At 70.4% G+C, this 14121-nt stretch carries 13 protein-coding genes; 6 read left to right on the top strand and 7 right to left on the bottom strand.

Annotated elements, in window-relative coordinates; all coding sequences use genetic code 11:
* Positions 1-33: 33 nt before the first annotated feature.
* On the bottom strand, positions 34-585 hold the full coding sequence (locus RAN62_RS10490; protein WP_305784358.1) for a hypothetical protein: 552 nt from the start codon (positions 583-585) through the stop codon (positions 34-36).
* A 322-nt stretch (positions 586-907) separates the two neighbouring features.
* Positions 908-2866, bottom strand: a complete 1959-nt coding sequence (locus tag RAN62_RS10485; RefSeq protein ID WP_305784357.1) for a GDSL-type esterase/lipase family protein — start codon at positions 2864-2866, stop codon at positions 908-910.
* Between the two features lie 57 nt (positions 2867-2923).
* Here RAN62_RS10485 and RAN62_RS10480 point away from each other — a divergent pair, with 57 nt between their 5' ends.
* A complete protein-coding gene (locus tag RAN62_RS10480) occupies positions 2924-4741 on the top strand; it encodes a Xaa-Pro dipeptidyl-peptidase (RefSeq protein ID WP_305784356.1) in 1818 nt (605 codons plus the stop codon).
* On the opposite strand, the gene RAN62_RS10475 is transcribed toward RAN62_RS10480, so the two are convergent.
* From RAN62_RS10475 to RAN62_RS10465, 3 genes are all read right to left on the bottom strand, one after another.
* Positions 4738-5115: a VOC family protein gene (locus RAN62_RS10475; protein WP_305784355.1), complete on the bottom strand. Its 378-nt coding sequence runs from the start codon at positions 5113-5115 to the stop codon at positions 4738-4740. The two genes, RAN62_RS10480 and RAN62_RS10475, sit on opposite strands and share 4 nt — an antisense overlap.
* Before the next feature lie 25 nt (positions 5116-5140).
* Entirely contained in the window at positions 5141-5899 is a 759-nt protein-coding gene (locus tag RAN62_RS10470) for an inositol monophosphatase family protein (protein ID WP_305784354.1), read from the bottom strand.
* A gap of 256 nt (positions 5900-6155) precedes the next feature.
* A complete protein-coding gene (locus RAN62_RS10465) occupies positions 6156-6893 on the bottom strand; it encodes a methyltransferase domain-containing protein (protein WP_305784353.1) in 738 nt (245 codons plus the stop codon).
* A 262-nt stretch (positions 6894-7155) separates the two neighbouring features.
* On the opposite strand from RAN62_RS10465, the gene RAN62_RS10460 reads away from it, so the two are divergent.
* From RAN62_RS10460 to RAN62_RS10445, 4 genes are read left to right on the top strand one after another with little or no spacing between them, the layout of a single operon-like run.
* Positions 7156-8502, top strand: a complete 1347-nt coding sequence (locus RAN62_RS10460) for an ABC transporter substrate-binding protein (RefSeq protein ID WP_305784352.1) — start codon at positions 7156-7158, stop codon at positions 8500-8502.
* Complete coding sequence (locus RAN62_RS10455; RefSeq protein ID WP_305784351.1) at positions 8457-9347, top strand: carbohydrate ABC transporter permease; 891 nt, start codon at positions 8457-8459, stop codon at positions 9345-9347. Before RAN62_RS10460 ends, RAN62_RS10455 begins: the two co-directional genes overlap by 46 nt.
* Positions 9347-10153, top strand: coding sequence for a carbohydrate ABC transporter permease (locus RAN62_RS10450; protein ID WP_305784350.1), 807 nt, complete (start codon positions 9347-9349; stop codon positions 10151-10153). Before RAN62_RS10455 ends, RAN62_RS10450 begins: the two co-directional genes overlap by 1 nt.
* Positions 10154-10164: 11 nt before the next feature.
* A complete protein-coding gene (locus RAN62_RS10445; protein WP_305784349.1) occupies positions 10165-11220 on the top strand; it encodes an ABC transporter ATP-binding protein in 1056 nt (351 codons plus the stop codon).
* Here RAN62_RS10445 and RAN62_RS10440 read toward each other — a convergent pair.
* Positions 11217-11930, bottom strand: a complete 714-nt coding sequence (locus tag RAN62_RS10440; RefSeq protein WP_305784348.1) for a class I SAM-dependent methyltransferase — start codon at positions 11928-11930, stop codon at positions 11217-11219. The genes RAN62_RS10445 and RAN62_RS10440 overlap by 4 nt on opposite strands.
* Positions 11911-12957: an AraC family transcriptional regulator gene (locus RAN62_RS10435; protein WP_305784347.1), complete on the bottom strand. Its 1047-nt coding sequence runs from the start codon at positions 12955-12957 to the stop codon at positions 11911-11913. The genes RAN62_RS10440 and RAN62_RS10435 overlap by 20 nt, the downstream gene beginning before the upstream one ends.
* Before the next feature lie 109 nt (positions 12958-13066).
* On the opposite strand from RAN62_RS10435, the gene RAN62_RS10430 reads away from it, so the two are divergent.
* Positions 13067-14038 carry an SDR family NAD(P)-dependent oxidoreductase gene (locus tag RAN62_RS10430; protein WP_305784346.1) on the top strand — a complete coding sequence of 324 codons (972 nt, stop codon included), beginning with the start codon at positions 13067-13069 and terminating at the stop codon, positions 14036-14038.
* The last annotated feature ends 83 nt before the right edge of the window (positions 14039-14121 follow it).

Genomic DNA, 14121 nt, shown 5'->3' with positions numbered 1-14121 from the left:
CCGGGGGGACACGGGCGGAGAAAAGCCGGGAGCTCAGGCGGCCTGCGGGAACTGGTAGATCCAGAACTGCTGCGCGTCCATCATCTCGGCGTCGCAGTTGCCGGACAGCCGCTGCAGCATCAGGCGGACGACGCGGCCCATCTTGCGCTGCTCGTCGTTGTAGCTGCAGAAATCGAGCCCGATGATGCCGCCCTGGGCCGCCGCGAAGAGGTACATCGCCTCCACGAGGTCGCCGAACGACGAGTTGGCGCGGCCCGTGGGCGCCACCGCGACGAAGCCGCAGTACCAGATCTTGCGCTGGGCGTAGAGCTCCGGCCAGCGCCGCTCGAAGTAGGCCGGCGAGATGAGCGGCATCGCGTCGAGGTCGTTCGTGTACGTCGACAGCCCGACCAGGTTGCCCTCGTCGTCGAGACTCAGGTACTTCTGCACCCTGCCGTCCCGCATCACCTCGTCGAACTCGTTGCGGAACATGAGGTGACGCTGCACCGCGAGGGCATTGATCCCGCGGAAGGTCTCCTCGTACATTTTCCACGTGGTCTCGATGAGCTCGTCGTCGTTGATCTGCTCGACAACCTTGACAACCATGCGACGCTCCCCGATGTGCTGAGCCGAGGCCACCGTCTCTCTATGGCACTCAAGCCAATCGATGTGCTCTGAGACCAGAGTACGGAGCGTGTTTGAGGGATTACAAGCAGTGATTTATGCCAAGGTCATCGTGTCCTGAATTGACCGGGAACGTGATCAACGGGATCGTGAATGGCCTGTTCACGCCGCCTGCCGTCCGGCTTGCGGATGCATCGGCCGGAGCCGGTGGGAGCGGGTGTCCGCCCCGGACCAGCGTGCACGACCCGGAGTACAAGCCTCGTGACCGTTTCTGATCAGAGTAATTTGATCTTCACGGGCGGGCTCAAGCGCCGGTCGGGCTCTTTTGATCTTTCAGGGCGGCGTGCCGGCGGTCCCCGAAGAACGCTACGGCGGCGAGCCAGATGCCCGCGAGCGCGACGAGCCCGAGCCAGCCCTGGGTGAGCAGCATGGCGCTGATCCGGCCCTTGGCCCACTGCATGCCGAGCGGCCGGCACCCCTTCGGACTGGTGTCGAGCACGTCGCACGGAGGCACGGCGGCCGGGGCGTCCGCGTCCGCGGCCAGGGTCGCCGCCGACGCCGGGTTGGCCGGGAGCCGGGGCAGCAGCGTGCCCGGATCGGCCGGCAGCCACGTCTCGAAGGCGCGCAGCATCGCGGCGTGCCCGCGCTCGTTGGGGTGCAGGCTGCTGTGCGACCAGTTCGCCGGGTTGAACCGCTGCTCGGCCACGCCCCGCACCGAGCGCACGCCGATGAAGTTGAGCCCCGGCCGCCCCTGGTTGCGCTCGTCGCAGAGCTGCAGGTGGGCGTCGGCGAGCGCGGTCTCCATGTCGCCCAGGTAGTAGAAGCCGAACTCGGCCGCCGTCGACGCGATGATCCGATTCAGTCCGCCCGTCACGAACTCGTGCAGGAAGACCCGCTCCCGGGCGCTCAGCGACACGTCGTCGCAGCGTCCCCGGAGGTTGATCGGATCCGGGTACGGGACCACGACCACCGGCGTGTCCGGGAACACCGTGCTCAGCTGCCGATAGGTGTCCCGCAACCCGGCCTGCACCTGCGGCAGCGCCTCGGTCCACAGCGACTCCTGCGAGCTGCAGTTGCCCGGGGCCAGGCACATGAGCCCGATCGTCGAGAAGCCCGCGTCGTTGCCGCCGATCCCGAGTACCACGAGGCTCGGTTTGTATCCGGCGCCGTAGTCGGCCAGGTAACGGTCGAGCTGCGTACCCGGCTCGCCGTCCTGCGGTTCCGGGGCCGGCGCTCCGGCGCGTACATCGAGGGTGGGGGTCTGGATGTTGAGGGTCTTGGCCCCGGAGCAGGCCAGAAACTCGACGCGGTCGAAGGGGCGCTGCTGCCCGGCCAGCGCGGACCAGGCGGTGGGGGAGCGGCGGCACTGGTTGCCCCCGCCCTCGTCGGTGCCGCGGTAATAGGTGGAGGCGCCCTCGCCGGACATGTAGGAGTCGCCGAACGCGACCAGCAGCCGGCTCGCGTCGCGGTTCGGCGCCAGCTCCGGCGGCACGTCGGCGGGCAGCGGCGTGACGCCGAGCAGCGCGATCACACACATCACCGCCGCGACGTCCGCCTGGGTCATCGACGTCATCGCGATCACGAGCAGCGCCAGGACGATCAGCGCGCCCAGCAGCCACGGCGAGCGGGTGAGGGCCCACACGACGCCCAGCGCGCCGCCGTAGAGAAGGATCCCGGCGGCGCCCGCACGGATCCGATCGCGACGCGGACCGGCGCACATCCGGCGGACCGCGGACTCCGCGACGATCACCAGGCCGACCGGGAGCAGGAGCAGGAACGCCGCCCCGAGCAGCACGAGCTCCAGGACCACCCACGCGGTGCCCGATCCGCGGCCGAGCACGATCAGCCCGGCCAGGCCCAGCCCCGCCCCGGCGCCGAGCAGGATCAAACCCCACTTCAGCCGGTACGGCTCGGCGCGGCGGGACTGGCGCAGCCACATGAGCCCCGAGCCCGCCAGGAAGTAGAGCACCAGGACCCCGGCCAGCGCGGTGCCGCCGCTGTGCAGGACGAGGTACGACGCGAGCAACGCGACCGCCGCGACGCCCAGGACCACGCCGGCTTTCCGCGGCAGGATCCACTGGGCGTGATCGAGGCTGTCGAGGTACTGCCCGCGGATCCACAGGGTGGCCGTGATGACGAAGAAGATCAGCGCCACGTAGAGCACCGGAGCGGGGGAGCCCGACCGGGCCACCAGCAGCAACAGGGTGAGCGCGACGGCGAACACCACCGTGCGGCGGGCGTGCCCGTGATCCGTACCGGACAAGGGTGGCGCTCCTTTGCGACGGGACCCGACGATCGATGCCGGACGATAGGGTAGGGCATGCATCCCAGGCGGACGACGATCCTCCTCGCAGCAGTGACCGTTTCCCTGACGGCTGTGTCCCCCGCGGCGGCAGCGCCCCCGGCCGGACCGGCCACCGGAACCCAGCCCATCTACGACTACACCCAGGCCATCCGTGAGCAGGTCTGGGTTCAGGCTCCCGTGGACAGCGACGCCGACGGACAACCCGATCGGGTGGCCGTCCGCATCATCCGCCCGCGCGAGGCGACCGGCCCGATCCCCGTGATCTTCCAGCCGAGCCCGTACTACGCCGGCCTCAACGACGTGCCGAACCACGACGACATCGACCGCGGCGCCGGCTCCCGGTCGCTGGCGGCGTCGACCGCGGATCCCGAGATCGTCTTCTCGGGATACCTGGACAACTACTTCGTACCCCGGGGCTACGCGGTGGCCTTCGCGGACAGCCTCGGCACCGGCGGCTCCACCGGCTGTCCCACCTCCGGCGGGCGCAACGAGACGCTCGGCATGAAGGCGGTCGTGGACTGGTTCAACGGTCGCGCGCGCGGGGTCGACGCCGCCGGTGCGCCGGTACGGGCCTCGTGGTCCTCCGGGCGTACGGGAATGATCGGGGTCTCCTACAACGCCACGCTGCCCAACGCCGTGGCGGCCACCGGTGTGCGGGGCCTGGAGACGATCGTGCCCATCGCGGGCATCTCGAGCTGGTACGACTACTACCGCGCGAACGGCGGCGTGGTCGCGCCCGGCGGCTTCCAGGGCGAGGACACCGACGTGCTGGCCAAGGCCGTGCTCACCCGGGAGAACCCGGAGGTGTGTGCGGACGTGATGGCGTCGCTGGAGCGTGACCAGGACCGGGTGACCGGCGACTACAACGCCTTCTGGGACGAGCGCAACTACGTGAAGAACGCGTCCAAGGTGCGGGCGAGTGTGTTCCTGGTGCACGGGCTGCACGACGACAACGTGCGGACCCTGCAGACCGGGCAGTGGTGGGACGCGCTGGGGAAGGCGGGCGTGCCGCGCAAGATCTGGTGGCACCAGGGCCCGCACACCGACGCGTTCGTCGTGCGGCGCCAGGTCTGGCTCGAGACGTTGAACCGCTGGTTCGACCAGTGGCTCTACAAGATCGACACGGGGATCATGCGGGAGCCGATCGCCGACGTCGAAACCGCCCCGAACGTCTGGCAGACCTCACGGAAGTGGCCGGCTCCGTCCAGCAGGACCTTCGCGCTGGGCGCCGGCGGGACGCTGGGGGCCGGGCCGGCGGTGCGGGAGACCTTCGCCGACGATCCCGCGCGTACGGCAGCCGATCTGGTCTCCGCACCGGAAAGCGCGGATCCGAACCGGCTCGCCTATGTCACTGCCCCGCTGAAGTCGCCGCTGCGGCTCTCCGGGACGCCGACGATCAGGGTGCGGGCCGACCTGACCGGCGACTCGCCGTACCTGACGGCCCTGCTGGTGGACTACGGGACGGCGGACCGGTACGCGGGCATCCGGACGCTGCCCACGCAGGACTGCATCGGGGCGGGCATCGAGGGCGACCCCGGCTGCTTCGCGCAGCGGGAGTACGTGACGGCATCCACGCCGTACGAAATTGTGTCCCACGGGTGGACGGACGTGCGCAACCGCCTCTCGCCGGCCGTGACGACGCCGATCCGCGCGGGGCAGCCCTACACCTTCCGGTGGGAGCTGCAGACCCAGGACCACGTGTTCGCGGCCGGCCACCGGATCGGCGTCGTGCTGATCTCGACCGACCGTGACCACACGCTGCGCTACCCGGCGGGCACCGTGGTCGGTGTCCGCACGGGCGTCTCGCAGATCTCCCTGCCGGTGTCGTCTTAACCTTGCGGCCGGTGATCGATGGCTTGCAGAGACCAGCTGTTGCCGTCGGGGTCCTTGAAGTACACGAAGTGCCCCCACGGCTGATCGTCGATCTCGCTCGCCTCGACACCGGCCTCCACCAGCTGCTTGCGCGCGATCTCGGCGTCCGGCACCACGACCTGGATCTCCTGCGTGCCGGGCGTCTTGCCGGTGATGCCCTCGCCGATCACGATGGAGCACGCCGAGCCGGGCGGCGTGAGCTGCACGAAGCGCAGGCCCTCGCGCACCTGCCGGTCATGGTCGGCGGCGAAGCCGATCCGGACGTAGAACTCCTTGGCCCGGTCCACGTCGGTGACCGGGACGGGGACGAGCTCGATCTTCCACGTAGCAGTCATGGCCCCAGCCTGACGGCCATTGCGGTCAGATCGTGACCGCTGCCCGGAGTTCCTCCCACAACGCGGGGGCGGCGCCGACGGTGAGCTCGGTCGAGTAGTCGTTGAGGACGACGCCGGCCTCCCTCGCGATCAGCGCGCCGGCGGCGATGTCCCACAGGAACGTGTCGAGCGCCAGCCCGCCGTCGAGCCGCCCGGCCGCCTGGTACACCAGGTTGAGCGCGGCCGGCAGCCGCCGGATGTCCCCGGCGCGGGGCAGCAGCTCCCGGATCACCTTGCCCGCCCGCTCCTTGGTGGCCGGGTTGGGCTGGAAACTGACCCCGATCAGCGCCTTCTCGAGCGACGGCCCGCCCTCCACCGTGAGCGGCTCACCGTTCAGCCGAGCCCCGGCGCCGGCGACGGCACTGAACGTCTCCCCGGCCACCGGCTCGTACACGACGGCGACCCGGGGCTCGTCGCCGTGGTAGAGCGCGACGCAGACCGACCAGGGGCCCGTACGGCTGATGTAGTTGCGGGTGCCGTCGAGCGGATCGACCACCCACTTCCAGCCGGTCGTCCCCTCCCGCCCGTGCCCCTCCTCGGCCTGGACCGCATCCTCCGGCCACGCTTCGGAGAGTGCGTCCACGATGAGCTTCTCGCTGGCGATGTCGACGTCCGAGACGACGTCGTTGACGTGCGCCTTGGGTGCGCCCACCTTGAGCGTGTCCCGCCGCTCCAACTGCAGCCGCCCGGCCCGGACGGCGAGGTCCGCGGCGAGCTCACGGGCCGCCCGAAGATCTCGATCCATGCCCCCAGTGTGACGGCCGGCCCGCCCGGACGCTCTTGCGGCACCCAGGTCGGCGGCCGAGAATCCGGTGTGGGCGTGACTCGATTCGGCGTGCTGTCGATCGGCGGGGCCCTCCGCGGGTCGGCGTTGTTCATGACGGCAGGCGGTTTCCTCCGCCGAGGAGATTCGCGCGACGGCTGGTCTCGGCCCTCCGCCGGGCGGCCGCGGAGCTGTTCCGGACAGCCGACTTCGACCGCGTCGTCCGGCTGCGGCCGCATCAGCCGCCCGCGGCGCTGATCACCATGTAGCACGTGAACCCGGCGACGACCGGGCCACGCTCCTGGCGTGCCACCCAGGTGGCGGCGGCCGGTCCGGCCAGCGCACCAGCGGCGACCGCCCGGTCCGCGTTACGACGCAGGCCCAGGATGGCGTCCGCCGTCGCGAAGTCGCGGAACAGGACAGGCACCGGTGTCACATTCCGGACCTCGAAACCGGCTGCGACGCACAGGCGGACGAGGTCGCGCCCGATTGCCGCGTTCCGCACCCGGCCGGCGACGAAGCGGGCGAAGGCGCGGCTGGTGACCAGATCCTCGTCGGCGACGGCGAGCGTGTCCCAGTCCGGCTCGGCCAGGCCCAGCAGCCCGCCCGGGCGCAGGACGCGACGCGCCTCGGCGAGCACGCGGGCCGGATCGTCGACGTGTTGCAGGACGCGGTCGGTGCGGGCTCGATCGGCGCCGGCGTCCGGCAACGGCAGGGCGTGCAGGTCGCTCTCGTGGACCTCGGCGGTCGGGTGGCGGCGCCGGGCCTCGGCGAGCATGCGCGGGTCGCGGTCGATGCCGATCACTCTGCCGCCGGGCGTTGCTGCGGCGAGGCGGCCCAGGTCCGTGCCCGGGCCGCAGCCCAGATCCACCACGGTGTGACCGGCGCGCAGGTCCAGCCGGGCGGCGAAGTGCTGCTTGTAGGCGGTGCCGATCGGCGTGGCCGCGGCGGTGTCCATGTACGCGATCTGATCCACCCGATCATCCAAGCCCGCGCCGGCGTCGGTTTGGTGGAGATTGTGTGCAGGATCGGGCAGGCGGCGGCCATAGGCATCGAACGGGGAGTGCGCCGAGGGCCGGCCCCGGAAGCGAGCGTAGAACGTCCGCGGCCGCCGTGAAGGCACGAGCGGGCAGTCCTGAGTGGATCATCAGGTATCGTTTCGGTGACGTAACGAGCGCACTCTCCCGGGTCGTGCCATAGATTGTGGCCCATAGAGGTCATGACGGGAGGGGTCGACGATGACGCGCCGTACCGGATTGGACATCACTCAGGGGCTCAGCCGGCGTTCGCTGCTGACGCTCGGGGCCGGGGTTGCCGCCGCGCCGCTGCTCGGGGCCTGCGGGGGCGTTTCGACGAGCGGGGCCGAGGGCGGCGAGGGGTCCGTCACGCTCATGTCGAACCAGTTCAGCCCGGTCGAGGAGCGGCAGCGGTTCGAGGAGATTCTCAGCAAGCGGGTGACCGGCGAGAAGGTCGCCTTCAACCAGGTGGAGACCGGCATCTTCTCGTCCACGCTGCAGACGCAGGTGGACGCCGGGAAGGTGCAGGTGAGCCTGGTCGGCGCCCTGCACGGCGACCTGGCGCAGCACAAGGACCGGCTGATCGACCTCGACGACGTGCTCGGGGAGCTGGGCGACCGGGGCTTCGCGACCGACACGACGGACCTGGCCAAGCTGGGCGGGCCGACGACCAAGTACGTGCCGTGGATGCAGGCCAGCTATGTGCTCGCGGTGAACAAGAAGGCTTTGCAGTGGCTGCCGTCCGGGGTGGACGTCACCAAGCTCACGTACGACCAGCTGCTCGACTGGATGACGGCGGCGCGCGCGGGCAACGGCAACAAGGCGGTCTTCGGGATCCCGGCCGGGGTCAAGGGGCTCTACCACCGGTTCTTCCAGGGCTTCCTGCTGCCCAGTTTCACCGGCGGGCAGATCACCACGTTCCGCAGTCCCGAGGCGGTGACCGCGTGGACGTACATGAAGGAGCTCTGGGCCCAGGCCGCGACGGCCTCGACGAACTACGACAACCTGCAGGAGCCGCTGGAGCGGGGTGAGGTGCTCGTCGGGTTCGACCACGTGGCGCGGCTGGTCGGCGCGCCCACGGCGAAGCCGGACGACTGGCTCATGGTGCCGGCGCCGAGCGGGCCGAAGGGGCTCGGCTACATGCTCGTGCTCGCCGGGCTGGGCATCCCCGAGGGCGCGCCCGAGGCCGACAAGGCCAAGGAGGTCATCAAGGCGCTCACCACGCCCGAGGTGCAGGTGGACGTGCTCAAGGCCAACTCGTTCTTCCCGGTCACCAACGCGCAGATCCCCGGTGACCTGCCCGGGGCGGTGGCACTGGCCGAGGGCGCGGTCAGCAAGCAGCGCGACGCCGAGAATGCGATCCTGTCGCTGCCGCCGGTGGGCCTGGGCGCCCGGGACGGCGAGGTCGGCCAGATCTTCAAGAACTGCTTCAAGGAGATCTGCCTCGACGGCAAGCCGGTGCAGCAGGTGCTCGACGCGCAGGCCACCGAGCTCAACAAGATCATGGACGAGCTCAAGATCCCGTGCTGGCAGCCCGACCCGGCCGGCGCGACCTGCCGAGCCGCCTGATGGCGACCGGCACCCGGAGCAGGGGCCCGCTCCTGCTCATCCTGCCGTCGATCATCTTCATGGCGGCGTTGTTCCTCTATCCGCTGCTGTCCGGGATCTGGCAGGCGTTCTCGGGCCCGGACGGCTTCACGACCGCGTGGTTCTCCCGGATGGCCGACGACCCGTACTTCTGGGAGGCCACGCGCAACACCGCGCTGCTCATCGTGGTGCTCATCCCGCTGCAGTTCGGCCTGGCGATCCTCATGGCGCTCCTGCTGCGCCAGCGGCCCCGCCTGGCCGGCCTGCACTTCTACATCTGGGTGGTGCCGCTGGCGATCAGCGACCTGGCGGCCGGGCTCGTCTGGCTGTCCGTGTTCACCGATCGCGGCTACCTCAACTCGGTGCTCGACCACCTGGGCCTCGGCTCGTACGCGTGGCTGTCCTTCGAGCACCCCGGCACGATGTTCCTCGCCGTGGTGCTGGCCGAGCTGTGGCGGGCGACCTCGCTCGTCTTCGTGATCGTGGTCGCCGGCCTGCAGGGCGTGCCGCGCGACTACGACGAGGCGGCCGAGGTCTTCGGCGCTTCCTACTGGCAGCGCGTATGGCACGTGCTGCTGCCCCAGCTGCGGCCGAGCCTGCAGGTCGCCCTCATCCTGCGTACGATCCTCGCGCTCGAAGCCTTCGCCGTCGCGCAAGCCCTCACGGGCCGCAACTTCCCGTTGCTGGTCGGCGAGACGTACCAGTGGTACTACACGTTGCAGAATCCGAACGTGGCGACCGCGATCGCGCTCGTCGTGCTGGCGTTGTCGATCCTCGCGGCGATCGGCTATCTGCGACTCATGCGGCGTACGCCGGAGGTGGGCTGATGTCGCGGCGCGAGAGGATCTGGGTGCAGCTGGGCTGCATCGCGGTGAGCCTGTTCATGGGCGTGCCGCTCTACCTCATCACGCTCGCGGCGCTGTCCAGCCGGGAGTCGCTCAACGAGTTCCCGCTGCCGCTGCTGCCCACGAGCCTGTCCGGCGAGACGATGTCGACGTTCCTCAAGTCGACGGGCATCGTGGGCGGGCTGGTGAACTCGCTGACCATCGGGCTGAGCACGGTCGTGCTGGCGCTGCTGCTGGGTCTGCCCGCCGGGTACGCACTCGCGCGGTACGCGTTCCGGGGCAAGGACCCGTACCAATTGGGGCTGTTGCTCACGCGGGCGTTGCCGATCGTCGTGTTGTCCGTACCCCTGGGGCGCATTTTTCTTGATGTCGGTCTCTACGACAGCACCTATGCGGTCACCCTGTTGCACACCGCGCTGGCGCTCCCGACCACCGTGCTGATCACGTCGGCGATCTTCCTGGGCGTCTCGCGCGAGCAGGAGGAGGCGGCGATGATCTTCGGCGCGTCCCCGTTCGCGGCGTTCGCGCGGATCGTCGTGCCGCAGGCGCTGCCCGGGATCGCGGCGTCGGCGATGTTCACCTTCGTCCTCTCCTGGAACGAGGTGCTGGGCGCCAGCATCCTCACCCTCAACCGGCGGACCCTGCCCGCGCAGGTGCTCGCCACGCTGGCCGACTCGCCGCTGGCCTTCCGCTTCGCGGGCGGCCTGGCGCTGGTGCTGCCGGCCCTGATCTTCATCGCCGTCGCCCGGCGCTACCTGCTGAACATGTGGGGAACCACGCTCCGCTGAAAGGACTCCTCATGGCCGGTGTGACCGTGAGCAACCTGGTGAAGACCTATCCGTCGGGCAGCCGCCGGGCGACCGACGACGTCTCCCTCGAGGTGGCGGACGGCGAGTTCCTGGTGCTGGTCGGCCCGAGCGGCTGCGGCAAGACGACCCTGCTGCGCATGGTGGCGGGCCTCGAGGTCCCCGACAGCGGCACGGTCACGATCGGCGGGCGCGACGTCACCCGGCTGCCGGCGCGCGAGCGGGGCCTGTCGATGGTCTTCCAGTCGTACGCGATCTTCCCGCACCTGCGCGTGCGCGACAACATCGGCTTCGGCCTGCGCATGCGCAAGATCGACAAGGCCACCATCACGGAAAGGGTGGAGCGGGCCGCGGATCTGCTCGACCTGACCGACTATCTGGACCGTTACCCGGCGCAGCTCTCCGGCGGCCAGCGCCAGCGCGTCGCGGTCGCCCGGGCCATCGCCGTCGACGCCGACGTCCTGCTCATGGACGAACCGCTGTCCAACCTCGACGCATTGCTGCGCATGCAGTTCCGGGCCGAGCTCAAGAAGATCGTCGCCCGCCTCGGCACGACCACGCTCTACGTCACCCACGACCAGGCCGAGGCCATGTCCCTCGGCGACCGCGTGGCCGTCCTCCGTGACGGCAAGATCATCCAGGCCGGCGCCCCGATGGAGGTCTACGACGAGCCGTCCGACCGGTTCGTCGGCGGCTTCCTGGGCGCCCCGCCGATGAACTTCTTCGACGCGGTGGTGCAGGACGGGAGGCTCGTCGTCGGCGACGTGTCGCTGGAGGCCCCGGAGCGGCTCGCGAGCTGGCCGGACAAGAAGGTCACCGTGGGCATCCGCGCGGAGAACGTCGCCGTCGACCGTCCTGGCCTCAGCGGCGAGGTCGAAGTCGCGGAGCCCACGGGGGCCGCGGTGCTGCTCACCGTGCGCTGGGCGGGCGGCGAGCTGAAGATCCAGGCGGGCGCCGGTTTCCGGGCCGCCGCCGGCGACAGGGTGGATTTCCACTTCCCGGGTACGGGCCTCCGCTTCTTCGACCCGGAAACCGGTCTTGCCCTCTAGCCTCTCGTCACGCGGGTGCAGTGGGTGACGTACGGCATCTCGACCTCGCCGGCGTCACCCACCAGCGCCTCGACGTCCGCCAGCAGCCGCGCCCGCTCCGCCGCCGGCAGCACGATCACGTAGCTCCGCGACGCCACCATGTCCAGCAGCTCCCCGCGCGTCAGCCGATGCGTCCACCGGATCTCCGTACGCTCCGGATCGCCGAAAGGCGCCCCCACTGCCGGCGCCGTGTCGATCTCCGCGCGCGTGTGGCGGTGCAGCAGCTCGTCGAGCCGGGCGACCCACGGCTCCCGGTGGTCGCGGACGTTCCAGATCAGGCTCAGCGTCCCGCCCGGCCGCAGCACCCGCGCCACCTCGGGCACGGCCACCGCCGGATCCACCCAGTGCCACGCCTGCGCCACCACCACGGCGTCCACACTCGCGTCGGGCAGGGGGATCCGCTCGGCGGCCCCCGCAAGCGCCTCGGCCTCCGGCACGGACGCCGTCAACTGTTCCCGCATCTTCTCCGACGGCTCGACCGCGACGACGTCCAGCCCGGCGTCCACCAGCACCCGGGTCAGCTTGCCCGTGCCCGCCCCGAGGTCCAGCACCCGGCGTGCGCCCGCCGGCACGACCTCCGGCGGATAGGGCGGGCGGCCCCGCTCGTACGCCTCAGCCGCCCGGTCGAACGACGCCGCATGCACTTTCCGTTCACTGCCCAGGGTGCTCATGATTCCCACTCTGCCCAGTCCCGCTCACGGTCGCCACCGACATGCTCGGCCTCGAAGGCGGCATAGGAGCCCTTGTCGCGATCGGGGTCTGTCCAGTCGCGCTCACCCGTCGGCGGTATCGCAACGGAGATTCGCCGATCTCGCGTTTGAACGCGGTGCTGAAGGCGCTCTCCGATCCGTAGCCGAGTTGGGCGGCGAGTGCTCCGACGCGTACGTCGGGGTTGCGCAGTGCGCGTTGTGCGAGGAGCATCCGCCAGCGCGACAGATAGGCCAGAGGCGGGGTGCCGGCCACCATGCGGAACCGCTCGGCGAAGCTGGTCCGGGACATGCTCGCGGCGCGGGCGAGTTCGACCAGTTCCCAGGCTCGGCCGGGATTTTCGTGCATGAGTCGCAGTGCCGGTGCGAGGGGTTCATCGGCGAGCAGCCTGAGCCACCCGATCGGCGGCTGTTCTTGCTCCAGGTATGCCCGGAGCAGTTCGAGGAGGATCAGCTGCCCGTGCTGGCGCATAGCGAACGCGGAGCCGAGCCGTCGGCTGGAGGCCTCGGCGTAGAGTTGCGAGACCAAGGCGGTCAGGCGGGATGCCGCCGGTGTCGGAGCGCCGACGTGGACGAGACCGGGCAGCGCGGCGCCGAGCAGCTCCTGGCCCGCCGGGCTGACTTGGATCCACCCGCCGAGGACCACGTCGTCCGTCGACAGGTCGGCCGCGGCCAGGGCCATGGAATCGAAGTTCGCGTCGGGGTGGAGTTCCGTCGGCGGACCGTCGCCCCGGCCGCCTTGAACGTCCAAGTGGGTGCGGTGATTGAGGAGCAGGACGTCGCCGGGGGCCAACTCGACCGGGCCATCGGGTCCGCCTGGGCCGTCGACGCTGACGCGCGCGGATCCGGCAACCAAAGCGACGAGCTTCAGCGGCCGCGACACCGTGACGCGCGAGGTCCAGGGCCCGCGAACCGCGAACCCGCCGGTGAACACGCCGCGGACCTCCACCTGGTCGAAGACGTCGGACAAGGCATCGAGGGGCTGATCCATCACTCCCGTACTCTGAAGCAAAAAACCTGGATTCGCAATGATTCCGCGTCCGAACGACGACTATCAGACTGGACGTATGACAACGACGCCTTCAAACAAGGAGCACCTCATGCGCCAGGCACCGCTGCACACCCCGTTCACCGCCGCCTCTACCGCGGACGATGTCCTGAAGGGTGTCGACCTCAGCGGGCGCGAGGCCATCGTCACCGGCGGGCACAGCCGGCTCGGCCGCGAGGTCACCCGCGCGCTCGCGGCGGCCGGCGCCGCGGTGACCGTCGCGGCTCGCGACCCCGAGCGGGCAGCCGCAGCCGTCGACGGTTCTCCCGGCATCCGGATCGAGCAGCTCGACCTCACCGATCCGGCCTCGGTAGACGCTTTCGCCGCTCGATGGATCGACTCGGGCCGCCCGCTGCACATGCTGGTGAACAACGCGGCGGTGCTGTTCGGGCCGGAGCTGCGGCTCGACGCCCGGGGTCACGAACTGGCCCTCTCGACCTCCCACCTCGGTCATTTCCAGCTCACCCGGGCGCTCTTGCCGGCTCTGCGGGCAGCCGGCGGAGCCCGCGTACTCACCGTTACTTCCGGTGCCGCCCGGATCGGCGCGATCCACTGGGACGACCTCAACTTCGCCGGCGGGTACCACCCTGTGACCGCGTACGCGCAGTCCAAGCGGGCGAACGTCCTGTTCACCGTCGAGCTCGACCGTCGCTACGCCGAAGAAGGCATCCGCGCCTTCGCGGCCCACCCCGGCGTCATCATCGGACCCGGCCCGCACGACCCGGCGCGGGTGGAGTCCTACCGCGCGCAGGGCCTCGTCGACGACAACGGCGTGACGATCATCGACCCGCAAGCGGGGAAGAAGACCGTCGAGCAGGGCGCGGCCACGATCGTGTTCGGTGCGGCCAGCCCGTTGCTCGACGGCATCGGCGGGGTCTACCTCAAAGACAACGACGTTGCGGTACTCGACGACGAACAACGCCCCATCACCCAGGACAGCATTCCGGCCGACGCGAACTCGGCGATGCTCGACCCTGAGGACGCGCGGAGGCTGTGGGACGTGAGCGAGCAGCTGCTCGCCTGACTCATCCGGCGAGCCGCCTTCGCGTGCCAGCCCCCGGCAGCCGCTCGCGCACGACGCCTGGTGGGCGGCCGCCCGCAAAGCCC

Source organism: Symbioplanes lichenis (genome assembly GCF_030709675.1).
Classification (GTDB): domain Bacteria; phylum Actinomycetota; class Actinomycetes; order Mycobacteriales; family Micromonosporaceae; genus Actinoplanes; species Actinoplanes lichenis.
Note: the sequence above shows the minus strand (reverse complement) of the source record. Positions and strands in the feature narration are given on the sequence as shown.